Source organism: Propioniciclava sp., from assembly GCF_036744435.1.
In the GTDB taxonomy this organism is placed as follows: Bacteria; Actinomycetota; Actinomycetes; order Propionibacteriales; family Propionibacteriaceae; genus Propioniciclava.
In genome coordinates this window covers 1-24,464 of record NZ_DAIOIA010000039.1, presented here as the reverse complement: position 1 = coordinate 24,464, position 24,464 = coordinate 1, and the positions used below count along the sequence as shown (strand labels likewise).

Here is a 24,464-nt window from a genome sequence, read left to right as displayed (position 1 = left end):
CGGGCATCGGGCAAGTCGGTGACGATCTCGTCGAGCAGCCCGCCCCACACCTGCAGCAGGTGATGGCACTCGTCCAGGATGATCGTGAGGGGGCCCGCATCGTGCAGTCGCTCCACCAAGGCGGCCCCGTGGGGATGCAGGCGCGCGCGGGGTGAGTCGGCGTCCGACTCGCCGTCGAACACGGCCAGGGACTGATAGGTCAGCGCCGTGAACCGCGTCGGAAGCGTCCGATCGGAGCTGGCGGGCTCCCCCGTGAGTTCCTCCCAGGCGCGCCGCCATTGCTCGACGATCGCCAGGTTGGGGCCGAACACGACCACGGGCCGATCCCAACGCACGGCCGCGCCGATCCCGACGAACGTCTTGCCCGCCCCCGGGGGCAGCACCACCCAGTGACGGTGATCGTCCCGGGCGAAGATGGCGTCCAGCGCCTCACGCTGATGGCGCCGCCAACGCACCACCCCTCAGACCAGGCTTTCCCATTCGGTGGGGCCGTGCCACAACAGTTCGGTGGTGCGCAGCAGCTCGGTGGTCTCCTCGGCGTCCCACGCCTCAGCCAGCGACGCGTCCGCGAGCAGCGCACGCACCCGGGACGCCTGACGTGCCCCGTCAGCGTCATCGGTGAAGATGCTCTCAATGCGCGTCCAGGCGACTGCATCGGCCGCGACCGCCCCGAACTCTGCCGGCTCGATCCCGACCGCGTCGATCGGGCCGACCGCGATCAGCCGGACGCCGTGGGACAGCAGCCCCTCCATCCCCGCCAGTTCCAGCAGTGTGAGATCGGCGTCTTCCGAGTCCGCCGCGGGCAACTCGAAGGTCTCCAGGAAGGACGGGGTGGCGGCGAACCCCGTCACATCGCGGCTGCCGACGCGCGCCCATTGCGCGAGGCCCGTCGGATCGAGGGGGACGAAGACAAGCATGGGACCAGCATCCCATGTCAGCGTCCACAGGCCGGTCGCCGATCATTGGCGTCGCGAGCAGCGGGCCACCACACTCAGGCGCATGAGCACCCGCCCGCCCCTGAACCGGCTCAGCATCCCCCCGTTCCTGGTCATCGCCCCCACACCGCAGGACCCGGCCGACGAGGTGGCAGCCCCCGGCCCGGAGGCCCCCGACCCGGCACTCCACCGGGTCGCGGCAGGCTTCTATCGAGTCGTGGCTGAGGCCCTGATCGGGAGACGCCCGCTGACGCAACTCCTGCCGCTGCTGGACCCGCGACCCGCTGCGGTGGTGCACGGCTTGGCCGCGCAGCATCCGGGGGCGCGGGTGGGTGGCGTCCGGTGCCAGGCGCCCCGGCCCGGCGTCATCGAGTCAACGGCTCACGTGAGCACTGGCACGGGGACGTGGGCCCTGGCCACACGATTGGAATGCCACCGCGGCCGGTGGCGCGCGGTGGCATTCGAAGTGGCGGTGGTCGGCGAACGCCGGCCGCGGCGCTGAGGCTCAGCGGCGCTTCTTGGTGCGATTCCCGCGTCGCGCCGCGCGGTTGGCAGGCTGCTGCGCGGGCGCGTCCTGCGCGTCGGCCTGCTCGGGCTGGTCGACCTCGACGCCGCCGTCGTCGCTGGGTCCCGAGTAGGTCAGGGCGCGTCGGGGGATGTCCTCCGGCGCGCCGGTCGCATCCGTGACGACCCCGACCTGCGGGCCGGCCTGGGTCTGCACCTCCAGGTTGAACAGGAACCCGATGGACTCCTCCAAGAAGGCGTCCATCATGGCGTTGAACATGTCGCCGCCCTCGCGCTGGTACTCGACCAGCGGATCACGCTGCGCCATGGCGCGCAGTCCGATGCCCTCGCGCAGGTAATCCATCTCGTAGAGGTGCTCGCGCCACTTGCGATCCAGCACCGTCAGCACGATCCGACGCTCGACCTCACGCATGACGTCGGCGCCCAGCGACTCCTCGCGGTGATCGTAGGCCGCGTCCGCATCGGCGACGAAGTCTGCGACCATCTCCTCGGGAGTGAGTTGGGTCTCCTCGTAGTCGGCCAGGTCGAGGCCCACCGGGTAGAGCGTCTTGAGCTGGGCCCACAACGCCTCGAGATCCCAGTCCTCGTTGAACCCCTCCGTGTGCTGCCGGACCACCTGCTCGACGACCCGTGCCGTCGCCGAACGCAACTGGCCGTCGACGTTCTCCCCCTCCAACACACGACGGCGATCCCCGTAGATGGTGTGCCGCTGCCGGTTCATGACGTCGTCGTACTTCAAGACGTTCTTGCGCATCTCGAAGTTCTGGCTCTCCACCATCTCCTGCGCGCTGGCCACCGAGTTGGTCACCTGCTTGTTCTCGATCGGCACGTCGTCAGGGACGTTGAGGATCGTCAGCACGCGATCGATCAGGTCTGCCTTGAACAACCTCATCAGGTCGTCTTCCAGGGACAGGTAGAACCGGGACTCGCCCGGGTCGCCCTGACGGCCCGACCGGCCTCGGAGCTGGTTGTCGATCCGTCGGCTCTCGTGCCGCTCCGAGCCGACGACGTAGAGGCCGCCCAGTTCGACGATCTCGGCATGCTCGTCCTCGGCCAGCCCCTCGAGGTCGGGGTACACCGACGCCCACGCGGCCTCGTATTCGCCCGGGGTCTCCTGGGGGTCGAAGCCCTGGTCCCGCACCTGGGCATCCGCCAGGAACTCGGCGTTGCCGCCGAGGATGATGTCGGTGCCGCGACCCGCCATGTTCGTGGCCACGGTGACGGCGCCCTTGCGTCCGGCCTCGGCGATGATGGCCGCCTCACGCGCGTGATTCTTGGCGTTGAGCACCTCGTGCTTCACCCCCGACCGCACCAGGCGCTGGCTCAGCAGCTCGGACTTGGCCACGGACGCGGTCCCCAGCAGCACCGGCTGCCCGGCGGCGTGCCGCTCCACCACGTCGGCGACGATGGCGTCGAACTTGGCGCTCTCGGTGCGGTAGATCAGGTCGGGCTGATCGGCGCGGATCATCGGCTTGTTGGTGGCGATCGGGAGGACGCCCAGGCCGTAGATCTTCTGGAACTCGCTCTCTTCGGTCTTGGCCGTGCCGGTCATGCCGGCGAGCTTGTCGTACATGCGGAAGTAGTTCTGCAGCGTGATGGTGGCCAGCGTCTGGAACTCCTCCTTGATCTGCACGTTCTCCTTGGCCTCCAGCGCCTGGTGCAGCCCCTCGGAGTAGCGGCGACCCGCGAGCGTCCGGCCGGTGAACTCGTCGACGATGACGACCTCGCCCTCGCCGGTGACCATGTAGTCCTTGTCGCGCTTGAACAGTTCCTTGGCGCGGACGGCATTGTTCAGGTAGCTGATCAGCGGCGTATTGGCCGACTCATAGAGGTTCTCGATGCCGAGTCGGTCCTCCACCAGCGCGATGCCCGGCTCCAGGACGGAGACCGTCTTCTTCTTCTCATCCACCTCGTAGTGGGTGTCGCGGATCATCTTGGTGACCAGCCTGGCGAACACCGGGTACCAGCGGTGATTGTCTTCGGCGGGACCGGAGATGATCAGCGGCGTGCGGGCCTCGTCAACCAGGATCGAGTCAACCTCATCCACGATCGCGTAGTGGTGGCCGCGCTGCACGCAGTCCTCCAGCGACAGTGCCATGTTGTCGCGCAGGAAGTCGAAGCCGAACTCGTTGTTGGTTCCGTAGGTGATGTCGGCACCGTAGGCGACACGGCGTTCGGCGGGGGTCATGTGCTGCAGGATGACGCCGGTGTCCAGCCCCAGGAAGTGGTGGATGCGGCCCATCTGGTCGGACTGGTACTTGGCGAGGTAGTCGTTGACGGTGACGACGTGCACGCCCTTCCCGGTCAACGCGTTGAGGTAGCTGGGAAGCGTCGCGACCAGGGTCTTGCCCTCGCCGGTCTTCATCTCGGCGATCGTGGCCTGGTGGAGCGCGGCGCCGCCCATGATCTGGACGTCGTAGTGCCGCTTGCCCAGGACCCGCTTGGCCGTCTCCCGAACCGTGGCGAACGCCTCGGGCAGGAGCCGATCCAGGTCCTCGCCGTTGTCGAGCCGCTGCCGGAACTCTGCGGTCTGACCGCGTAGTTCGTCGTCGTTCATCGCCTCGAAGTCGGGTTCGATGAGGTTCACCTGCTTGGCGATCCCCTCAAGACGCTTGATGGTGCGCCCTTCACCCAGGTGCATCAGCTTGTCGAACAGCCCCACGATTCCGCGCTTTCCGTCGTCCTGTCGCCGACGCCGTGGCTCGGCGTCCATCCTCCATCGTAGGGGTTGAGCGCTCGGGAGTGGTCACACCCGCCCGGCGAGCGCCGCCGCCAGGGTCCCGACCGGGTCGACGGCGACCTCTCCGAACCCCAGCCAGCCGGCCATCGCCTGGAGTTCGGGGGCCAGCGCCCGGGCCGTCTCCTGCGCATCGGCGTGCGGTTCCAGCCAGGCGGCTCGGACGCGGAGGACGCCCCGCCCACGATCGGCCTTGAGGTCCACCCGGGCGGCAGGGGCGTCCCCGAGAAAGAACAGGTAGACGTAGTAGCCGTAGCGCCGCTGCGCTGGCGGCACATAGATCTCGATCCGGTAGTGCGTGCCGAACAGTCCCGCCAGGCGCCCGCGCTCGAAGGCCAGGGAATCGAACGGGCTGACCAGCGCCGCGGCATGCCACGAGCGCGGTCGCCGCGCCTCATGCCACAGCCAGTGCTGGGCCTCCAGCCCAGCGACGTGGACCGGTTCCAGTTCCCCGCGGGCCACCAGGCGTCCGATCGCGGCGCGCACGGCGTCCTTCTTCAGGTAGAAGTAGGCGCTCAGCGCCTCCAGGTCGGCGACCCCCAGTGCCCGTGCCGCCCGGCCGACGAGGACGTCATGGGCCGTCGCATGATCGAGTTCCGGTTCCGCCCGGACGTGGGCCGGCAGGACTCGTTCCGCGCGGTCGTAGCGCCGCTCGAAGGACGAGTTCCGACCTGCGACGGCGACCTCGCCGATGTCGAACAGATACTCCAGCACGTGCTTGGCGTCCGACCAGTTCCAGCCCCAATGGCTGCGGTCACGGACTTCGTCGCCGGCGAACGCGCGGGGACCCAGCGCACCGTCGGCGTCCATCTGGGCGAGGATCTCCTCACGCAGCGCGGGCCGCTCCCGAAGGATCGCCTCCGCGCGGGTGCCGCCGCGGGCCTCGAAGCGGCCCATTCGCCACCGCAAGGCTGGATGAAGTCGAGCATCGATCAGGCTTGCGGCATGTCCCCAGTACTCGAACAGCCGCCGCGGGTCGTCCTCCCCCGCCCGCCGCAGCAGGGCGGTGTCGTAGGACCCCAGCCGGGTGAACAGCGGCATGTAGTGAGCGCGCACCGCGACGTTGACCGAGTCGATCTGGAACTGGGCCACCCGGTCGATCTCGGCCTGAACGTGCCTCATCGTCACCTGCTGAGGCCGGGGGCGCCCGACTCCCTGGGCGGCCAGCGCGATGCGGCGGGCGGCCCCGAGCGTGAGTCGGCCGGGCATCAGGACCTCCCCGATGCCCGGCCGACGAGGATCCTCATCGAGGCGTGACGTCCAGGTGGATCACGCCGTAGTCGTACGCCTTGCGGCGGTAGACGACGCTGGGCGCCGAGGTCTCGGCATCCACGTAGAGGAAGAAGTCGTGACCGACCAACTCCATCTCGTCGAGCGCCTGCGCCAGCGTGAGCGGCGACGCGGCGAACACCTTCTCGCGCACGACGAGGGGTCCGTCACCGGTGACCTCCAGCCCGGCCACCCGACGCACCTCGACCCCCTCCTTCACGGGCGCCTGCTCAGCGACCGGCAGCGGGATCTCGAGGGTCTCGGCGACCCGCAGACCGCGGTGCACCTTGCGGCGATCGGCCGCCTTGCGCAACTGCGACTTCATCTTGTCCAGCGCATGCTCGAACGCCACGTACTTGTCATCGGCGGAAGCCTCTGACCGGATCACCGGTCCCCTCCCGATCAGGGTGATCTCGACGCGCATCGCCTGATCGGGTTGCTTGGTCTGGGTCGCCGATACCTGCACCTCGACGCGTTGCACACGGTCTCGGAAGCGCTCGATGCCTTGAATGCGCTCCGTCGCCTTGCCCCGGAAATCATCCGAGATGGTGCACCGACGGCCGGTGACGATGACGTCCATGTCAACCTCCTAGTTCGGGTTACAGGGAGGCACCCCGTGAGGGGAGGGATGCGTCCCAGGTCCCCCACTCAGGTGCCTTGCGCAGACCCTAGCGCGTGCGCGGGCCACATTCACGCTGTCCACCCGGCTCGTCTCACACGCGCGACCGTGGAGGTAGCTCCCTCGGCACCGCAGGCCCGACAACACGAACGTAACCTCGGGTAACACTCCTGGAACATGGCGCTCATCGTGACGCAACACTGGTCCGCGAATCTCGTCACCATGACTTACGAAATCAGTGCGGGCGATACCGCCTGGGTCCTGACCAGCGCGGCTCTCGTGCTGTTGATGACCCCCGGTCTCGCGTTCTTCTACGGGGGCATGGTCCGCGCCAAGGGCGTGCTGAACATGCTCATGATGAACTTCATCACCATGGGCACCGTCGGTGTGCTCTGGGTCCTGTACGGCTACTCGATGGCCTTCGGCAACAGCGTCGGCGGCGTCGTGGGCAACCCGCTCGAGTTCGCAGGCCTGACCAGCCTCATGAGCGAGGACGCCGTGGTCGGGACCGTCCCGGCGCTGGCCTTCGTCGCGTTCCAGGCCTGCTTCGCAATCATCGCGGTGGCGCTGGTCTCCGGTGCGATCGCCGATCGGGCCACCTTCTCCGGCTGGGTCGTCTTCACGATCCTGTGGGCCACCCTGGTCTACTTCCCGGCCGCCCACTGGGTCTTCGCCTTCGATGGCACGACCGCCGAGTTCGGCGGCTTCATCGCCAACAGCATCCAGGCGATCGACTTCGCCGGTGGCACCGCCATCCACATCAACGCCGGTGCCGCAGCGCTGGCCCTGGCCATCGTGGTCGGCAAGCGCCTCGAGTTCGGCGTCCGTCCGATGCGTCCCCACAACATGACGCTGGTCATGCTGGGTGCCGCCCTGCTGTGGTTCGGCTGGTTCGGCTTCAACGCCGGCTCCGCTCTCGGCGCCACCACCACCGCCGCCGTCGCCTGGGTCAACACCCTCGCCGCGACCGCCGCAGCCATGCTCGCCTGGCTGGCGGTGGAGAAGATCCGCTACGGCCACCCGACGTCGCTGGGTGCCGCCTCGGGCATCGTGGCCGGCCTCGTCGGCATCACCCCGGCCGCTGGCTCGGTCAGCCCGCTGGGCGCACTCGTCATCGGCATCCTCGCTGGCGTGGCCTGCGCCTACGCCATTGGGCTGAAGAACAAGCTCGGCTACGACGACTCGCTCGACGTCGTCGGCGTCCACCTCGTCGGTGGCCTGGTCGGCACCCTGCTGATCGGCCTCCTCGCCGATCCGGGATCCCCCGCCGGTGTCGCGGGCCTGTTCTACGGCGGCGGGTTCGATCAGCTGCTGCGCCAGTTCGCCGGAGCAGCCATCGTCCTGGTGTACTCGTTCGTGGTGACCCTCCTGATCGGCTACGCCATCAAGAAGACGATCGGCTTCCGGGTCAGCACCGCGGTCGAACTGGGCGGCATCGACATCGCCGAGCACTCCGAGGTCGGCTACGACCTGTCCCCGGTCTACTACTCGGCCCTGGGCGGCGTTCGCCGTAGCCTGCTGGTCGATCCGGCAGAACTCCCCGAATCCGAACTCAGCAAGGAGGCGACGAAGTGAAGCTCGTCACAGCCATCATCCAGCCCGTAAGCCTCGACGACGTTCAGCTGGCCCTCATCCGGTATGGCGTCAAGGGGATGACCGTCTCCGAGGTCTCCGGGTACGCCCGCCAGCGGGGCCACCGCGAGATGTACCGCGGCGAGGCCATCACGGTGGACTTCATCCTCAAGGTCAAGCTCGAGATCCTCTGCGAGGATTCCGAGGCCGAGTCTCTGCTCACGATCATCTCCGACGCGGCCCGCACGGGTCAGGTCGGGGACGGCAAGGTGTGGGTCACGCCGGTCGACACGGTCGTCCGGGTTCGCACCGGGGAACTGGGCGTCGCCGCCATCTAGTGCACCGATCCGGACGAGGGCCGGGGTTCCATTCAGGAACCCCGGCCCTCGTCCCGTCTCGGAGGCACGCGGCCCGCCCGCCACCGCTCGGTCCTCCCGGCCTCAGGTGCCCCGCCCCCCCGACGTCGGCGCACGTGCGACTCGGCGCAGGTCACTGCGCAGCGCGACGCGGAGTGTGGGCCACCGCAGCGCACCCCACGACCAACGCGCCGACCTCCCGCAGGGCCCGCACCGCCTCCCGAACCGAGGCGCCGGTCGTGACCAGGTCGTCCACCACCACCACGGCACGCCCCGCCCACGCCGCCGGGGCCACGAAGGCCCCCTCAAGGTTGGCCGAACGGCCCCGCGCGCCGAGCCCCGCCTGATCCCGCACGGAGCGTCGGTGCCGCAGTCCGACGGCGACCTGGACGGGCACCCCGGAGACCCGCAGCGCCCGTGCCGCCGCCCGCGCGAGACCGCGGGTGGTGTCCCAGCCTCGCTCCCGAACCGCCGCCGGAGTGGAGGGCACGGGAACGAGATGAACACCAGTCCTCAGGTGGGGAGCGGCGTGCGCGACGGTCAGGGCCAGGGCATCGCCCAGCGGACGAGCCAGCCACCAGGAGCCCCGCTCCTTGAGCGCGATCAGGCAGGCCCGCCAGGGTTCTCGATAAGGGACGGCGGCCCACACCCGCGCACCCGGGGGCGCTCCCCCACCCAGACCCTCCTCAACCCGCTGCGGCGCGACCTGCCCCCAGGCGAGGAGACACGCGGGGCATAGCCGGGCGGCGGGACGACCGCACCCAGGACAGGTGGCGCCCAGCAGCAGGCAGGCCGCCGCCTGCAGCACCGCCGAACGGGAGGGGGATGAGCGCTTGATGTCCTCCATGCGAGGACGTTAGGCGGACCGCGTCAGCCGGGGTACAGCACGCTCGAGGCTCCGGTCAGATGCAGCGACCAGCGGAAGTCGCTGTTGTACCGCCAGACGTCGCCGCCGGTCGTCCGCACCATGGCGGGCACGCCGGGCGCCACGGCAAGCTCCTCGGGGTCCGCCACCGCGGTCGGTCCGATGGCCGCGATGCTGGCACCGTCTTGGGCGATCGCGAATACCTGGGTGGTGCGTCCCTCCCCCACCAGCGCCAGCAGCGAGTCAGCGGTTCGCCACCCGACATCGATCACGGAGGTCGAGGCCACCGACGTGGTCGCCACGCTCAGTTCCCGCCAGGAGCGCACCGCCACGTCGTCGGTGCGATCGATCCGTGCCACGCCGAGCACGTGCTCCCCGGAGGGGCGCTGGACGATGATCGCGACCCGGATGCCGTCGGGAGCGATTCTGAAGGTCTCGATCGTTCCCTCGCCGAACGCCGACGTGTCCAGTTGGCGCCAGGCGCCAGTCGCATCCTGGAGCCACCAGTCGCCCTGGTCATCGTTGACCCACAGCAGGCCTTGCCGGTCGAAGTCGGGACGCCGCAGTCCCACCCCGGTCAAGACGGTCTGCGAGGAGTTCTCCGACAGGGGGCCGACGACCACCGCGGTGCGGTCCTGCGTCACGGCGGCGGCCGAGACCGCGTCGGATCGCACCGCGGCCGTGACGGCCGTCGTGATGCCCGGGGCGACCACCAGGTTGGCGTTGCCGCCTCCGCCCTCCATGGCGCGGACGAGGACGCCATCGGTCACCGCGAAGAGCTGCCTGCTGCCTTGGCGCGGGGCGGGATCGGAGTCAGGGAATGCTCCGACCGGGATGGTGCGGCCGTACGGGGCGACGGTCCAGGCCTCGGCGGCCCCCTCCCACATCACCTCGACCGCGGTCACCGTCTCGAACTGCCCGAAGGTACGCGTGAGCTGCGTGAGCAAGGCGATGCGCGCGGCCGCGTCAGGTTCGGGACCGGTGCCGCGCAGCGTGATGGCCGCCACCCCGGCCGAGGACACCGTGACCCCAGCCAGGCTGGCCCTCACCGTCGTCGCCTGGACGGCGGGCTCCAACCAGTCGGTGGGCCCCTCCAGCAGCGCCCGGACTGCGCCGTCGTACGCCTGGGAGCCGCGGGGGAAGTAGCGGGGGTCGGGAACCAGCCACCGCCCCCCGGGCTCGAAGAAGTAGGGAATGACCCGGGAGAAGGCACTGGCAAACAGGTACTCGGAGATGGTGAGCCCCTCGGGAGGGTTGCTGATCCGCCAGTGGCCCGCCGCATCCTTGACCAGGCCGAAGTCCTGGTCGAGGGAGCCGGTCGACTGCCGATAGGCGCCGGCGGCGTCCACCGTGCCCACCAGGGGCGCACGCAGCGTGGCGCTGGTGTCGGTGGCGACCACCGGGTTGCCCTCGGCATAGACCCGGACCCCCGCCTCGGGACGCCAGCGCTGGGACGCCTCAGCGGTCAGGTAGGCGCGGGCAACCTCGTATTGGGGCTGCCAGGACGCCTGGGCGTGCAGGAACCCCTCGACCACCTCGACCGGGGACGCGTTCGGTCCTGGCGGGGCCGGGGCGATCTCGACCCCGGAGTTGAAGTGCCCCGGATCCGCCGAGACCCGCTCCACCGGCCCCGAGGTCGGGACCCCGCTGCACCCACTGAGCAGGAGGCACACCGCCAGCATCAGCACGCTCACGACTTTTGCCATGTGCCCTCCACATCTTCGGGGACCGCCGAGAGTGGAGAGCCCGACAGCGGCTGGCCGGGTGCCAGCGGCAGCGTGAGCCGGAACTGAGCGCCGTGACCGGCTCGTCCCCAGGCGTTGAGCCAGCCGCCGTGCAGTTGGGCGTCCTCCAAGGCGATCGACAGTCCGAGCCCGGATCCCCCGACGGTGCGCTGCCGCGAGGGGTCGGCCCGCCAGAACCGCTGGAACACCTGGTGGGCCTGGACCGCGGAGAAGCCGACCCCGTGGTCGCGAACCGTGACGGCGACGGCATCCTCGCCAACACGGACACGCACCACGACGTCGTTGCCTTCGCCGTGCTCGATGGCGTTGGAGACGAGGTTGCTGATGATGCGGCGGACGCGGCGAGGGTCGGCCTTGATCCGCGCTTCGGCGGGGACGTCGATCAGCACCGCGGTGCGGTAGGAGTCGGCGAGGGCGTCTTGGGCGCGGACCTCGGTGGTCACCAACTCCACCATGTCGACGTCGTCGACCTGAAGCTCGGCTGCGCCCGCGTCGAAGCGGCTGATCTCCAGCAGTTCGGTCAACAGCGACTCGAAGCGGTCGAGTTCGCGGTGCAGCAGTTCCGCGGCCCGGGCCGTAACCGGGTCGAAGGTCGCCCGGGCGTCGTGGAGGAGGTCGTCGGCCATCCGCACCGTGGTCAGCGGGGTGCGCAGTTCGTGGCTGACATCGGAGACGAACTGCCGCTGGACCAGGGACAGGTTCTCGAGCTGCTGGATCTTGCGGCCCAGTTCGTCGGCCATGTGGTTCATCGACCGGCCGAGCCCCGCCAGGTCGTCGGTGCCGCTGATGGTCATGCGCTCGTCGAGATTACCCGCCGCGATGCGCTCGGACGCTTCCCGCGCGGCGCGGATCGGCCGCAGCGCCTGCAACGAGATCAGATACATGATGGCGGTGATGAGCGGGACGAACACGACGGCCGCGGCCAGGGACGCCTGCAGGACGACCGCGAGGGTCTGTTGTTCCTGTTCCATGCCGAAGACGAAGAAGACGGGATAGCGGCCGCTTCCGGAGGCGAGCAACGCGCCGCCCACCACGAGCCCCGGCTTGGTTTCCCGGCCATCGGTGAACACGATCGCGGTGGGCGTCGTGTAGAGGTCCTGGCCGCCTTCGCGCACCGCCGTCCGGATCGACTCGGGCACCGAGGCGACGGAGACCCCGGCGGAGGTGATGTCGGATACGGGGCCGCTGATCACTACTTCGTACTGGTTTCCGACGCTGCCGCGGTTGGCGACATCGCGCGCCAGTTCGGTGAGGCGTTCGTTCACCGAGGAGGTGCGCAGGTCGGCGTCGCGCAGACCGCTTTGCATGCTCGCCAGCACGGCCGACGCCTCGGAGACGGACTGGCGGGTCTTCGCTTCCAGGATGCCGCGCGACGACGTGCTGACCAGCAGCCAGCCGGTCGCGCCGAACACGATGAGGGCGGCGGCGACGCTGCTGGTGACGACGCGGATCGACAGGGACCGGGACCACCACCGCCTCGGGGCGCCCAGCAGTCGGCCCAGCCGGCTCACGGCGAGGTCGGGGTCCCGGCTCGGTAGCCGATCCCCCGCACCGTGACGATGATCTCCGGGTGTTCGGGATCGGCCTCGATCTTGCTGCGCAGCCGCTGAACGTGGACGTTGACCAGGCGGGTGTCGCCGGGATGCCGGTAGCCCCAGACCTCCTGCAGCAGCAGTTCCCGGGTGAACGCCTGCCGTGGCTTGCGGGCCAGCGCCAGGAGGAGGTCGAATTCGAGCGGGGTCAAGGAGAGCGGTTCGCCGCTGCGGTGCACGGTGTGGGCGTCGACGTCGATGACGATGTCGCCGATGCGCAGCGTCGAGGGGTCCTCGTCGGGGCGGGCGCTGCGGCGCAGCCGGGTCTTGACTCGGGCCAGCAGCTCCTGGGTCTTGAACGGCTTGGGTACGTAGTCGTCGGCCCCGGCCTCCAGCCCGGCGACCACGTCGAGGGTGTCGGATTTCGCGGTCAGCATGACGATCGGCACGTCGGACTCGGCGCGCAGATCGCGGCACACGTCGACCCCATCTCGGCCGGGCAGCATCAGATCCAGCAGTACGAGATCGGGCTTGGTGCGGCGAAACTCGGCGAGCGCCTCGTCCCCGCGCCCCACCCAGTGGGTGTCGAATCCGGATGCCTGCAGCACGATCTGCAGCATCTCGGCCAGGGCGGTGTCATCGTCGACTACCAGAATCCGGCCTGCGCTCACGGGGCTCACCGGTCCTCCTCAGTTCAGTTCGGGCGTGGGCGTCCACGTCGCCAACCAGCCTAGTTCGCCACCCTGGCGCCCTAGGACGCGACGCCACAGCGTCGCCGGATCGGAGTCGAACACGTCCCCGGGATGCAACCGGACCGGCACCCAGGCCCCGCGCTCCACCTCGCCTTGGAGTTGGTCAGGGGCCCAGCCCGCGTAGCCGGCGAAGATCCGCAGCGCCGAATAGGCGCCCTCCACCAGTTCGACGGGGGTATCGAGGTGCAGCAGCCCCACCCGGTCGAACAGCGGACGCCAACCGGGCGGCTCCTCGGAAGGGTGCGTGGGGGTGGCCAGGCAGATGGCTCCCTCTTGGGACACGGGCCCTCCGTCGAAGAGGTGGTGGGGCCACGTGGTCAACGGCTCCCAGCCGGGCAGGACGGCGCTCAACGGTAGGTCACTGACCTCGTTGAGCACCACGCCCAAAGCGCCCGAGGCGTCCACGTCGAGCAGCAGCACGACGGAGCCGTCGAAGACGCCGTCGCTCAGGTCCACGCTGGCCACCAGCAGTGTTCCCGGCACCAGGGGCACGGCATTGCGCTGGGGATCCACGTCCCCATCCTGCCAGCCCCTGGACGCACGACGTGCGCGGCACCCAGAACGGGTACCGCGCACGCACGTCGCAAGGGGTGGAGGTGGCGGGAATTGAACCCGCGTCCTCACGAGGCGACCCAGGTCTTCTCCGGGCGCAGCCGATGGTGTCGTTCTACTCGGCCCCCGCGCTCGTCATCGGCACGTCGCGGACAGGCCCAGCCCTGGTGAAGTCCCGGTTAGCCGCCAAGGCGTCAGCTAACCAGCAAGCCTCCTAGATGAGGCCAGTAACCGGGCGGAAGGCTACACCCGGGCTGACCCTTCGATCACTGATCAGGCAGCGAGAGCGAAGTCTGCGCGATTGTTGTCGGCAGTTATTGGTTCCCCAGCTTCGTTAACGAGATGTTCTGGGATCCTCGGCCCGCTTCTCCTGGGACTACCGTCCCGAGTCGAAACCAGTCACCCCCCTGTTTAGTTGTGCCCCGGCGTGCCGGGACGGCCCAGTCTACGCGATCCGCGCCCCAGACGACGACTCAGCGCCTTCGCGGCACCGATCCTTCCTGGGGCAGGAAACCGATCACCGGGTAGCGGAGCGGCTTGCCGGCCAGAGCCCGTGCCGAACTCGCGACGGTGAGGAGCAGCCAGCCGACGACCTCAAGCATCAGCACGGGTGCGAAGACCTGCCAGGGCAGCATGACGGCGGCCACCATGGTCACGAGGATCACCAACCCGGCGGTGAGCTGAAAGTTGAACGCCCGGGCCGATTCGCGTCGCCCTGGGGTGCCGGGAGTCGACACGCCGTAACAGATGAGCGGCCCGACGAACCACGTGAACACCGCGCTGCCATGCGCCAACGACCCCAGCAGGGTCGAATCCGGGGAGGCCGCGGAGCGGTTCAGCAAGGCGGGCCTGCTGATCTGCAGTGGGAGTCCAGACAGCGCCGCCGACAGTTCCTGCCGAGTGCGGGCCCGCATCGCCATGCCGAGGCGCACATCGAGTTCACGTTCGTCCAGGCGGCCGACGCTGTAGGCCTCCTGCAGTACCGCCTCGGCGCGGGCGCGGTCGGCGTCACCCACGCGCAGGGAGAGGGAGGTCCGGGGATCCATCGGCATGGCCCCAGTGTGCCCCTCCCGACCCGTGCCACCCCATCGGGCGCAACCCTCAACCCACCCCTGCCCCTAGGGTTGCAGTATGGATAAGCCCACAGTAGAAATCCCCGCGACGGAACCACCCGTCGAGTTGATCATCGAGGACGAGGTGGTCGGTACCGGCCCCGAGGCCGTCCCCGGCAAGCAAGTGGCTGTCGACTACGTCGGCGTCGCCTGGTCCACCGGTGCAGAGTTCGACGCCAGCTACAACCGCGGCCAAGCGCTCGTGTTTCCGCTCGGCGCCGGGCAGGTCATCCGCGGCTGGGATGACGGCATCGTCGGGATGAAGGTCGGCGGCCGCCGCCGCATCACCATCCCGCCGCATCTCGGGTACGGGGCGCGTGGTGCCGCCGGCGTGATCAAGCCCAACGAGACCCTCGTGTTCGTCTGCGACCTCGTCGGCGTCGCCTGATACTGGCCGCGTGGGGGCGGCTACCAGCTGCCCCCACCACCGCCTCCGCCACCGCCGCCGGAGAACCCGCCGCCGCCGCTGAACGCGGACCCACCGCCGAAGCCGGTGTCGCTGGAGAAGCCCGGCCCGGACGAGGCCGGGGCCGCGCCGGAATGCACCGACGTGGACAACGCGTTGAGGTTCATCATCATCAGGGTGGGGTTCCAGCCTCCCGCGCCATACCAGGCCCCACTCGGCATCGGGATCCGGCCCAGCTCGATGGCCTGCTCGCACACCCGGACCCAGCGGTCGGCCTCACCGAAGAGCACTGCCCAGGGGAGATACTTGCTGAAGATGTCCTCCCCCTCCTCGAAGCGGAGCTGGTCGGCCTCCGCCGTGGTGAGGTACAGGCGGAACCCTTCCACCTGATCGGTCCACGCACGACCAACCGCGGTGCGCTGCCCCTTGGCCATCTTCATCCGCACCACGATCAAGGTGACCACGGCCGCGACCGTCACGGGCAGCAGCACCATGGCGAAGGCCAGCAGCGGAGCACCGAGCCAGCCGAACATCACGAGAGCTCCCACCCAGGCGAAGGACAGGCCACCTGCAGTCTTGCGTCCGCGTACGAGGCGCCGGAACCAACCGTTGCTCATCGCGACGCTCTCCTCCTGCTCGGCGAGGCGCTGCGAGGTGTCGACGAGTTGGCTGGCCGCGCCCAGGTCGATCGATGCACCGCGCGCGAACAGGTCAGCGAGCACCAGCTTGCTCGGGGCATCCTGAGCGCGGTCGGCGTTCACCAGCGTCGCCGTCGCCCCGTACTGGCTGTCCAGGCGGATGGCTCCCGAGGTGGCCAGCCCGACGACGGTCGCAGTGAGGTGTTCCACCCCATAGCGGCCGTCCACGAGAAACCCCGCATAGGCCACGGGGAGTTTGGGTGGCGAGAAGGCCACGGGGATCTGGATCCGAGGATCGTTGCGGACGACACGGGAAGGCTGCCCGGTCAGAGGAACCGTCCCGGGGGGCACTCCTTCGAAGCGCTCATCATGACCCCGTCGTCGGTACCACAGCCACCCGAGGAGGGGGACGCCCACCGTCCCTGCCACCGAGGCACCCGTCACGAGTGCGGCCACGCGGGCGTTCCCCGCGTCGGCCCGCTCGACCAGGAGAGGAGCGGCGTCGGCGACCGCGCCCGCGGGCATCTGAGTCGCGATGGTCAGCAGGGATCCTGACGGGATCCGGTCCTGGGTGAAGGAGGCCGTCGCGCCCTCGGAACGGGAGGAGGTGCACGCGGTGGTGGAGCGAGGCGGGCCCGAGTAGCAGCGCGTGCCCACCACCGTGTCGGGCACCGTCACGGACACCGTCGCATGCGAGATCGTCCCCATCCCCGACCCCGTGGCGTCCCAGTAGAGCTCCGGCAGGTTCCCGGCCCCGGTGCGCAGCGCGCCCCGGACGCTGTAGGAGATGACGTAGGTGGCGGTATCGGCTGTGATCGTCTGGCTGGCGCTTCCGATGCGAATCCGCGTGGACTCCAGGCGGCCGTCCTCCTCGGAGGTGGTGCTGCGCGACACGTCGGTGGAGATCGCGTCGGGGCTGGTCACCGACACTCCGCTGATCTCATACAGCTGATCCTGCTGATCGTCGTAGGCCTCGCGTGTCACCAGGTACCGGTCGAACCCGTGCCTGCCCGAACTGGACCCGAACCTCAGCACCCACGTCTCCCGGACGCGCAGGTTCCCCGAGGCATCGACCGCGTAGACGACGTCGTAGGAGTCGTAGGAGTCGGCTGCGGCGAAGGCCCGCGTGGGCATCACCAGGGCCGAGCACATCAGCAGCAGCGTGGCGATCAGGAGTCGCGGCAGCAGCCGCCGCATTTCAGTGGCGTCCCTTGTTCCGCGTCGCCAAGGCGCGTTGCGCCTCACGATTGGCGTCCCGCTCGGCGATGGTCTGGCGCTTGTCCCAGTCCTTCTTGCCGGTACCGACCGCCAACTCCACCTTCGCGTAGCCATCGGAGAAGTAGATCGACAAGGGCACCAACGTGCGACCGGAGTTGCCGATCTCACGTTCCAGCTTGTCGATCTGCCGTCGGTGCAGCAGGAGTTTGCGATTGCGCACGACCGCATGGTTGATGTTGGTCCCGAACTTGTACTCCGGGATGTTCACCCCGCGCAACCACACCTCCCCGTCGTCGATCGTGGCGAACCCGTCGGCGAGCGAGGCCCGCCCGGCTCGCAGCGACTTCACCTCGGTACCGAGCAAGACGATTCCCGCCTCGACGGTGTCACCGAGGTGGTAGTTGTAGCGCGCCTTCTTGTTCTGCGCGACGAGCACGCGCCCCTGGGGTCGTGGCATGGCGACGTTCACTTCCTCCCGCGAGTGGCGACCCCCTGACTGGTCGCCGCCGCCCCAGCATATCGGTCGGCCCTTCTCACGCCGGTGGCCGTCGCCGGGCCGCAGATGCGTCGGCGCCGCCCGGAAGACTCCGGACGGCGCCGACACACTTGCCGCTGAGGATCAGGGGATGTAGAGCATCGGGTTCACCGGAGTCCCATCCAGACGTACCTCCAGGTGCAGGTGTGGCGTCGTGGACAGCCCGGTGCTGCCGACATATCCGATCAACTGCCCTTGTTCGACACGCTGGCCGACCTTGGCGACCACCTTCGACATGTGGGCATAGCCCGTGGTCACGTAGCGCCCCTTGGAGTCGTCACCGTGACCGATCAGCACGAAGTTGCCGAAGCCTCCGTTGGGGCCCGCCTTCATCACGGTTCCGGCCTTGGCGGCGTAGATCGGCGTACCGGTCTTCGCCCCCCAGTCGTTACCGTTGTGGTTGCGCCAGTACTTCAGGATCGGATGGAAACGGCGACCGAACGGCGAACCAGGGTTCGCGTTGATCGGGCGGATGAACCCGCTCGCCGAGACGGCCTTCCCCGTGCCACTCGACGATGCGGAACTCGTGGCGGCCTGCGACGACGTTGTGGCTGCCTGCGACGCGGTCTGCTTGGACGCTGCTGCCGCCTCCGCCGCCGCCTTCTGCGCCGCGGCCTTCTGGGCTGCAGCCTTCTCAGCGGCGATCCGCGCCTCCTCCACGGCCCGCAGCCGGGCGATCTCGCTCTTGATCTCGCCCTGGAGCCGAGCCTCGTCGGACACCAGCGTGCGGTAGGCCGACTCGTCGGCGTCCAACTCGCCCTGGGCGGCGGCGCGTGCCTGCGTGTTCGCCGCAACCAGGTTCGCCACCGCGGCCCGCTGCTGCTCGACCTGACGCTTGAGTGCCGCCACCTGCTGGACGACCGCCGCCGCAGCCGCCTTCTCCTCGGCAACCCGGGCCTCCGCCGCGGCCTGCGCAACGCGCGCGGCCTCCAACTCGTCCCGGACGGCGTCCAGCCGGCTCTTGGTCGCCGCCTGGGAGTCGAAGATGGTGGTGTTCCATTGCAGGCGCTGGCTCAGTTCGGCGGGGGTCTGGGAGCCGAACACCACAGACAGGTCCCGCAGATCCGACTGCTGCTGGAAGGACTCCCGCGCCGCGGAGCCGATGAGCTTGACCTGGGCGTCGACGTCGGCCTGCGCCGCGGCAACGCGCTCCTTGGCGGCCTCGAGTTCGGCGCGGGCCTGCTTCAATTCTGCTGCCAGGCGAGCATCATTCTCCTGCGCAGCGGCCAATTGAACCTCAACGTCAGCCAACGACGACTGCGCCGCAATCAAATCGCTCTGAGATTGCTCCAGACGATCCGTCGCAGAATTGACCGCGGACTGCGATTCGGCGACATTTTGCCGGGCCGACGATTGGCTGTCCTGATTCGCTTTGACTTGATTCTTGAGGCTGCTGAGATCGTCGGCGGCCGCGTGCGGTGCCACCAGACCGCCGAGGAGTGCCGCGACAGCGCAGGCGCTGACCACACGGACTCCCCACGCCTTCCGGCTGCCTCCCTGACGGGCGGTCATGTCACTCACTCGTACTCCCTACGGATCCGATTCGTGCGACCGCCCGAGGACTCAGACCTTCAAGAACCTCCGGGTCGCAACCAACGTCGGAATCATAGAGAGCGCGATGGCGACCACCACAACCCCCAGCATCGAGATCCCCACGTTATTCCACCCGATCCACGCGAATCCCTGAAGCGCAGGTTTAGCCTTTTCGACGATGGCGAACTGCTGGACCGCAGCCAAGGTGGCACAGGCCAGGGTTGCGCCGCCGAGGGCGACGGTGAGGCTTTCCAGGAGACTCGGCAGCATGATGTAGGTGCGCGAGGCGCCCACCAGTCGCATGATGCCGATCTCGCGGCGGCGGGTGAAGGCGGCCACCCGGATGGCGTTGCCGATCTGCAGGGCGGCGGCCAGCAGCAGCAGTCCGGAGGCCCCCACGGCCATCCACCGACCCCAGTTCAGCCATTCAAACATCGGATCCAGCAATGCCTTGAGATCCTGCACGCTCTGGATACCGGGCATGACGCTGAGAGCAGCGGTCACTTCCTGATATTCCTCAGGATTCTTCAGCTTGATCCGGTACAGGTCTTGCATATCGCTGGCCTGTAGCGTCGCGAGGATGGGCGAGTCCGCGTACGTCACCTTGAACTCCTCGAAGACCTCCTCCTGGCTCTGGTAGAAGGAGGTCTCGACCTGCGGGTTGGACGCGAGCTCGGCTTCGATGGCCAACCGCTCCGCCTCCGTGGTCGCCTGGCCCGCGGTGCAGGTGCCGCCGACGGTGTCGGCCGTGCACAGGAAGGCGGTGAGTTCGATCTTGTCGTACCAGCGTCCCTTGATCAGGTCGACCTGCTGGGTGACGAGCATCCCCAGGCCGAAGAGGGTCAGCGAGACCCACATCGTCACCAGGATGGCGACGTTCATGCTGGCATTCCGGCGCAGGCCGGAGGCTGTCTCTTTCAGTGTGTGGCGCATGTGTTCTCTCCTGGTCCGATCCGGCTCACTGGTAGCCGTAGACGCCCTGCGCCTGGTCCCGGATGAGTTCTCCGGCGCTGAGTTCGAGGACGCGGCGACGCATCTGGTCGACGATGGTGGCGTCATGGGTGGCCATGAGCACGGTCGTGCCGTCGCGATGGATGCGGTCGAGGATCTTCATGATGCCGACCGAGGTGGCGGGGTCGAGGTTGCCGGTCGGCTCGTCGGCCAGCAGGATGCCGGGGCGGTTAACGAAGGCTCGTGCGATCGCCACCCGCTGCTGCTCGCCACCGGACAGTTCCTCGGGGAGCCGGTCCCCCTTGTCCGCGAGATCGACCAGTTCGAGGGCTTCGGGCACCAGGGTGCGGATCTCCCGCGAGGGGCGACCGATGACCTGCAGGGTGAAGGCGACGTTCTCGGTGACGCTCTTGCCGGGCAGCAGCCGGAAGTCCTGGAACACGATGCCGACGCCGCGGCGAAGCTTGGGAATGCGCCAGTTGCGCAGCTTCCCGACGTCGCGGCCGTTGACGACGACGCTCCCCTGCGTGGCCCGGTATTCGCGCAGGACCAACCGCAGGAAGGTGGACTTGCCCGAGCCCGAGGGGCCGACGAGGAAGACGAACTCACCGTCCTCGATCGTGGCGGAGACATCTTTCAGGGCCGGCCGCTTCTGGCCGGGGTACGTCTTGGTGACGTTCTCAAACGTGATCACAGGCATCCGGGGCCGGTGTCGACGATGGGGAAGGTTCCTGAGAGCTCTCAGCCGGCTACCACCAGCGTAGGTGCAACGCCTCGCCGAGGGCGCGCTGGTGTCCCGGCGTGGCGGACCTCAGGCAGAGGCGGATTCCTCGCTCTTGCGCCAGCGGATGCCTGCGTCGATGAACCCGTCGAGGTCCCCGTCGAAAACCGATTCTGGATTGCCGACCTCGTAGCCGGTCCGCAGATCCTTCACCATCTGGTACGGGTTCAGCACGTAGCTGCGCATCTGATCACCCCAGGACGCCTTGACGTCCCCGGCCAGTTCCTTCTTCTTCGCGTCCTCCTCCTGCTTCTTGAGCAACAGCAGGCGCGACTGCAGGACCCGCATGGCAGCGGCCCGGTTCTGGATCTGCGACTTCTCGTCCTGCATGGAGACGACCAGTCCGGTCGGCAGGTGCGTGATCCGGACGGCGGAGTCGGTGGTGTTGACGGACTGTCCACCAGGGCCCGAACTGCGGAACACGTCAACGCGGATGTCCCCCTCGGGGATCTCGACGTGGTCGGTCGACTCGATGAGCGGGATCACCTCGACCGCCGCGAACGAGGTCTGCCGACGCCCCTGATTGTCGAAGGGGCTGATCCGCACGAGACGATGCGTCCCGCCCTCCACCGAGAGGGTGCCGTAGGCGAACGGCGCGCTGACCTCGAACGTCACCGACTTCAGGCCCGCCTCCTCGGCATAGCTCGTGTCGAGCACCTTGACGGCGTGACCGTGACGCTCCGCCCAGCGCAAGTACATCCGCAGCAGCATCTCCGCGAAGTCGGCGGCATCCACGCCCCCGGCTCCGGAGCGAATGGTGACGACGGCGTCACGTTCGTCGTACTCCCCGCTCAACAGCGTCCGTACTTCCAGTGCGGCAATGTCGGTGTGCAGCGACGCGAGCTCGCGAGCGGCCTCGGCCAACGTGTCGGGGTCGGCCTCCTCTTGGGCCAGTTCGACCAGCACCCCGAGGTCGTCGAGTCGGGAACGCAGCGAGGACACCCGCGCCACCTCGGCGTTGAGAGCCGAGAGCCGCGAGGTCACCTTCTGCGCGTTGTCGGGGTCGTCCCACAAGTCCGGGGCGGCAACGGCCTCCGACAAGGCGTCGATCTCGGCCCGCTTCTTGGTGGGGTCGACCACCGCCTCGATGCTCGTCAATGAGCGGTCGAGTTCGGAGATCTCGGTCTGATAGTCGGTGGCCACGAGGCACAAGCCTACCGTTGATCCCTCAACCCGAAGTCGGACCGCGCCCGCGCCTGACCATCGCTTGCGCCCACGTGGTGTTGCATCGCCCCGGGGATCGACTCCAGGCGGTCGCTAGGCTTATGGCCCATGGATGATTCGAACAGTCATAGTCCGTGGCTCACCCTGCAGGAGCCGTCAGCAACCAAGACGGCGAGCGGGGTGAGCGATGAGTTCTGAACTGTGGGGAATCCTGGCTGGAGTCGTCCTGACCGCGGGGACGGGGCTGTTCGTGGCCTCGGAGTTCGCGCTGGTCAACCTCGACCGTGCCGAACTTGAACATCGGCAGGCACGCGGCGAGCGGGGTTTGGGGCCGACGATCGGCGCACTGCGGGTGACGTCGACCCACCTGTCAGCAGCCCAGCTCGGGATCACGTTGACCACGCTCCTGGCTGGCTACACCTTCGAGCCTGCCATCAGCGCCCTTCTGCGCGACCCGTTGACCTCGTGGGGGGTGCCGGTCGGCGCCGTCGTGGCCGTGGGCGCCGTCGTGGCCATCGGCGTTGCCACCTTGTTCTCGATGGTGTTCGGCGAACTGGTGCCCAAGAACTTCGCCTTGGCCGTGCCGCTCGCAACCGCCAAGCTGGTGGTGCCGTTCCAGGTTGCTTTCACTTGGGTGTTCAAGCCGGTCATCATCGTGCTCAACGGGACGGCCAATGCAGTGATCCGGGCGCTTGGCGTGGAACCGAAGGAGGAACTCTCCGGCGCGCGCAGCGCCGAGGAGCTGAGCTTCCTGATTCGCCGTTCCGCACTCGAGGGGGTTCTCGACCGTGACGACGCCGCCATCCTGCATCGCTCGTTGACGTTCGTGGAGCACACCGTCTCCGAGCTGATGACGCCGCGTGTGCGGACCGTCGCACTGCCGCACGACGCGACAGCCGCCCAGGTGGTCTCCGCGTCGCTCTCCACCGGGCACTCCAGGTTCCCGGTCCTGGGCGCTGACATCGACGACATCGAGGGCGTGGTGCACGTCAAGGCCGCCTACAGCATCGACTTCGAACTGCGCGACGTCACCCCGGTGACGTCGCTGATGTCGGCTCCCCTACGGGTCCCCGCATCAGCCGGGGTGAGCTCCTTGCTGGGTCTGCTGCGTGGGCGGGGATACCAGATCGCGGTCGTCGTGGACGAGTACGGCGGCACCGCGGGGATCGTCACCCTGGAGGACGTGGTGGAGGAACTGCTGGGCGACGTGCGCGACGAACACGATCCGCTTGCGGCCGATCTGGTCGTGTACCCCGACTCTGTGGTGTTCGCCGGCCGATTGCGTCCCGACGAGGTCTGGGAGCGCGCCGGGGTGAGGGTTCCCGAGAGCGACGAGTACGACACCGTCGCAGGCTTCGTTCTGGAGCGTCTCGAGCATCTTCCCCAGCTCGGTGAGCAGGTTCCGCTGGAGCGGGGCGTGCTGAGGGTGGAACGCATCACGGGGACTCGCATCGATCGCGTCCGCTATCTGCCGAATGATCTCGACACTGACCCGGCGTTCGGGGCACGCGAGCGGGTCTTGGATCAGCTCGCGCACGAGCAGGGCTCCGAGGCGGGTGCGCGATGAGCTCCTACGTTCCCGGCCTGATCTGGCTGATCGTCCTCCTCGCCGTCAACGCCTTCTTCGTGGGGGCGGAGTTCGCGGTGATCTCCGCGCGCCGTTCGCAGATCGAACCCCGCGCCGCCGCTGGAAGCCGTGCTGCCGCCACCACCTTGTGGGCCATGGAGCGGGCCACGTTGATGCTGGCGACGAGCCAACTGGGCATCACCGTCTGCTCGTTGGTCATCTTGAACGTCTCCGAGCCTGCGATCCACCAACTGCTGGAGTATCCGCTGAGTTGGACGGGGCTCACCCCCTCGATGGTGACGACGGTCGCCTTCGTCATCGCCTTGGTGCTGGTGACGTTCCTCCATGTCGTGTTCGGCGAGATGGTTCCCAAGAACATGGCCTTCTCCGTCCCGGATAGGGCCGCGCTCCTGCTCGCTCCCCCGCTGGTGATGGTGTCGCGTGTGGTGCGTCCACTGATCTGGGTGCTGAACTGGATCGCCAACAGCGTCCTACGGTTGTTCCGCGTCGCGCCGAAGGACGAGGCCACGAGCGCGTACACCCTCGACCAGGTCGCCATGATCGTCGAGCAATCCACCCGCGAGGGAACCCTCGTCGATGCCACCGGCACGCTGTCGGCCGCGTTCGAGTTCACCGAGAAGACGGTGGACGATGTGGAGATCCCGCTGACGCAACTGGTCGCTCTTCCGCCTGTGGTGACGCCGCGGCAGGTGCGGGCAGTCGTCGAAGCGAGCGGGTACTCGCGCTATGTGATCGCGTCGGCCGACGGGGCCCCCACCTCCTATCTGCACGTCAAGGACGTGCTGGATCTGGTCGCGCCGCAGGACCTCGACGCCCCGGTGCCCGGCGACCGGATTCGTCAGCTCGCCACGGTTCCGGGGGACGCTGAACTGGAGGACGCGCTGGCGCAGATTCGCGAGGCGGGATCCCACCTGGCGACGGTGGCGGACGCCCAGGGGACGATCACCGGTGTCCTGTTCCTGGAAGACATCGTTGAGGAACTCATCGGCGAGGTTCAGGACGCCACCCGCGCCTGACCTTTCTCGGCTCTTCACGAAAGAGAGTGGATGAGGGGTCGGAATCCGCCTGCTTCGAGGAGT

General features: G+C 68.5%; 23 protein-coding genes and 1 other RNA gene. 6 read left to right on the top strand and 18 right to left on the bottom strand.

What is annotated here, in order from left to right; translation table 11 throughout:
• The coding region (locus V7E09_RS07040) for a DEAD/DEAH box helicase (protein ID WP_324523195.1) at nt 1-455 on the bottom strand (455 nt) is incomplete at its 3' end.
• A 6-nt stretch (nt 456-461) separates the two neighbouring features.
• Nucleotides 462-917 carry a DUF6912 family protein gene (locus V7E09_RS07035; protein WP_324523194.1) on the bottom strand — a complete coding sequence of 152 codons (456 nt, stop codon included), beginning with the start codon at nt 915-917 and terminating at the stop codon, nt 462-464.
• A gap of 82 nt (nt 918-999) precedes the next feature.
• Between V7E09_RS07035 and V7E09_RS07030 the strand changes: the two genes are divergently transcribed.
• Nucleotides 1,000-1,437 (top strand): Rv3235 family protein, encoded by a 438-nt coding sequence (locus tag V7E09_RS07030; protein ID WP_324523193.1) that lies wholly within the window; start codon nt 1,000-1,002, stop codon nt 1,435-1,437.
• Nucleotides 1,438-1,440: 3 nt separating this feature from the next.
• Here the strand turns inward: V7E09_RS07030 and secA are convergent, their stop codons facing one another.
• The 3 genes from secA to hpf form a co-directional block, all read right to left on the bottom strand.
• Entirely contained in the window at nt 1,441-4,122 is a 2,682-nt protein-coding gene (secA, locus tag V7E09_RS07025) for a preprotein translocase subunit SecA (RefSeq protein WP_442956852.1), read from the bottom strand.
• Between the two features lie 84 nt (nt 4,123-4,206).
• Nucleotides 4,207-5,406, bottom strand: coding sequence for a winged helix-turn-helix domain-containing protein (locus V7E09_RS07020; RefSeq protein WP_324511843.1), 1,200 nt, complete (start codon nt 5,404-5,406; stop codon nt 4,207-4,209).
• Nucleotides 5,407-5,440: 34 nt separating this feature from the next.
• Nucleotides 5,441-6,046, bottom strand: coding sequence for a ribosome hibernation-promoting factor, HPF/YfiA family (gene hpf, locus V7E09_RS07015; protein WP_324511844.1), 606 nt, complete (start codon nt 6,044-6,046; stop codon nt 5,441-5,443).
• A gap of 261 nt (nt 6,047-6,307) precedes the next feature.
• On the opposite strand from hpf, the gene V7E09_RS07010 reads away from it, so the two are divergent.
• Both V7E09_RS07010 and V7E09_RS07005 read left to right on the top strand, forming a co-directional pair.
• Entirely contained in the window at nt 6,308-7,660 is a 1,353-nt protein-coding gene (locus V7E09_RS07010; RefSeq protein WP_324511845.1) for an ammonium transporter, read from the top strand.
• A complete protein-coding gene (locus tag V7E09_RS07005; protein WP_324511846.1) occupies nt 7,657-7,995 on the top strand; it encodes a P-II family nitrogen regulator in 339 nt (112 codons plus the stop codon). The genes V7E09_RS07010 and V7E09_RS07005 overlap by 4 nt, the downstream gene beginning before the upstream one ends.
• 151 nt (nt 7,996-8,146) lie before the next feature.
• Here V7E09_RS07005 and V7E09_RS07000 read toward each other — a convergent pair whose 3' ends face one another.
• The 7 genes from V7E09_RS07000 to V7E09_RS06970 form a co-directional block, all read right to left on the bottom strand.
• The gene (locus tag V7E09_RS07000) at nt 8,147-8,860 is read right to left on the bottom strand and encodes a ComF family protein (RefSeq protein ID WP_324511847.1); all 714 of its coding nucleotides are present in this window, start codon (nt 8,858-8,860) and stop codon (nt 8,147-8,149) included.
• A gap of 23 nt (nt 8,861-8,883) precedes the next feature.
• On the bottom strand, nt 8,884-10,584 hold the full coding sequence (locus tag V7E09_RS06995; protein WP_324511848.1) for an LpqB family beta-propeller domain-containing protein: 1,701 nt from the start codon (nt 10,582-10,584) through the stop codon (nt 8,884-8,886).
• Complete coding sequence (mtrB, locus tag V7E09_RS06990) at nt 10,569-12,134, bottom strand: MtrAB system histidine kinase MtrB (protein ID WP_324511849.1); 1,566 nt, start codon at nt 12,132-12,134, stop codon at nt 10,569-10,571. Before mtrB ends, V7E09_RS06995 begins: the two co-directional genes overlap by 16 nt.
• Nucleotides 12,131-12,835 (bottom strand): MtrAB system response regulator MtrA, encoded by a 705-nt coding sequence (gene mtrA, locus V7E09_RS06985; RefSeq protein WP_324511850.1) that lies wholly within the window; start codon nt 12,833-12,835, stop codon nt 12,131-12,133. The genes mtrB and mtrA overlap by 4 nt, the downstream gene beginning before the upstream one ends.
• Nucleotides 12,836-12,844: 9 nt before the next feature.
• Nucleotides 12,845-13,420 (bottom strand): YqgE/AlgH family protein, encoded by a 576-nt coding sequence (locus V7E09_RS06980; RefSeq protein WP_324511851.1) that lies wholly within the window; start codon nt 13,418-13,420, stop codon nt 12,845-12,847.
• Nucleotides 13,421-13,495: 75 nt separating this feature from the next.
• Nucleotides 13,496-13,866, bottom strand: a transfer-messenger RNA (tmRNA) gene (gene ssrA / locus V7E09_RS06975).
• Nucleotides 13,867-13,932: 66 nt separating this feature from the next.
• Nucleotides 13,933-14,511 carry a DUF1707 and DUF4870 domain-containing protein gene (locus V7E09_RS06970; protein WP_324511852.1) on the bottom strand — a complete coding sequence of 193 codons (579 nt, stop codon included), beginning with the start codon at nt 14,509-14,511 and terminating at the stop codon, nt 13,933-13,935.
• Nucleotides 14,512-14,590: 79 nt separating this feature from the next.
• Between V7E09_RS06970 and V7E09_RS06965 the strand changes: the two genes are divergently transcribed.
• Nucleotides 14,591-14,959, top strand: coding sequence for an FKBP-type peptidyl-prolyl cis-trans isomerase (locus tag V7E09_RS06965; protein ID WP_324511853.1), 369 nt, complete (start codon nt 14,591-14,593; stop codon nt 14,957-14,959).
• A 20-nt stretch (nt 14,960-14,979) separates the two neighbouring features.
• On the opposite strand, the gene V7E09_RS06960 is transcribed toward V7E09_RS06965, so the two are convergent.
• From V7E09_RS06960 to prfB, 6 genes are all read right to left on the bottom strand, one after another.
• Entirely contained in the window at nt 14,980-16,812 is a 1,833-nt protein-coding gene (locus V7E09_RS06960) for a DUF2207 domain-containing protein (RefSeq protein WP_324511854.1), read from the bottom strand.
• Nucleotide 16,813: 1 nt separating this feature from the next.
• Complete coding sequence (gene smpB, locus V7E09_RS06955; RefSeq protein WP_324511855.1) at nt 16,814-17,290, bottom strand: SsrA-binding protein SmpB; 477 nt, start codon at nt 17,288-17,290, stop codon at nt 16,814-16,816.
• Between the two features lie 162 nt (nt 17,291-17,452).
• Nucleotides 17,453-18,619: a M23 family metallopeptidase gene (locus tag V7E09_RS06950; protein ID WP_324511856.1), complete on the bottom strand. Its 1,167-nt coding sequence runs from the start codon at nt 18,617-18,619 to the stop codon at nt 17,453-17,455.
• A 312-nt stretch (nt 18,620-18,931) separates the two neighbouring features.
• Nucleotides 18,932-19,834, bottom strand: a complete 903-nt coding sequence (gene ftsX, locus V7E09_RS06945) for a permease-like cell division protein FtsX (protein WP_324511857.1) — start codon at nt 19,832-19,834, stop codon at nt 18,932-18,934.
• Between the two features lie 25 nt (nt 19,835-19,859).
• The gene (gene ftsE / locus V7E09_RS06940; protein WP_324511858.1) at nt 19,860-20,546 is read right to left on the bottom strand and encodes a cell division ATP-binding protein FtsE; all 687 of its coding nucleotides are present in this window, start codon (nt 20,544-20,546) and stop codon (nt 19,860-19,862) included.
• Between the two features lie 117 nt (nt 20,547-20,663).
• A complete protein-coding gene (gene prfB / locus V7E09_RS06935) occupies nt 20,664-21,776 on the bottom strand; it encodes a peptide chain release factor 2 (protein WP_324511859.1) in 1,113 nt (370 codons plus the stop codon).
• A gap of 208 nt (nt 21,777-21,984) precedes the next feature.
• Between prfB and V7E09_RS06930 the strand changes: the two genes are divergently transcribed.
• Entirely contained in the window at nt 21,985-23,364 is a 1,380-nt protein-coding gene (locus V7E09_RS06930) for a hemolysin family protein (protein WP_324511860.1), read from the top strand.
• A complete protein-coding gene (locus tag V7E09_RS06925) occupies nt 23,361-24,401 on the top strand; it encodes a hemolysin family protein (RefSeq protein WP_324523192.1) in 1,041 nt (346 codons plus the stop codon). The genes V7E09_RS06930 and V7E09_RS06925 overlap by 4 nt, the downstream gene beginning before the upstream one ends.
• The last annotated feature ends 63 nt before the right edge of the window (nt 24,402-24,464 follow it).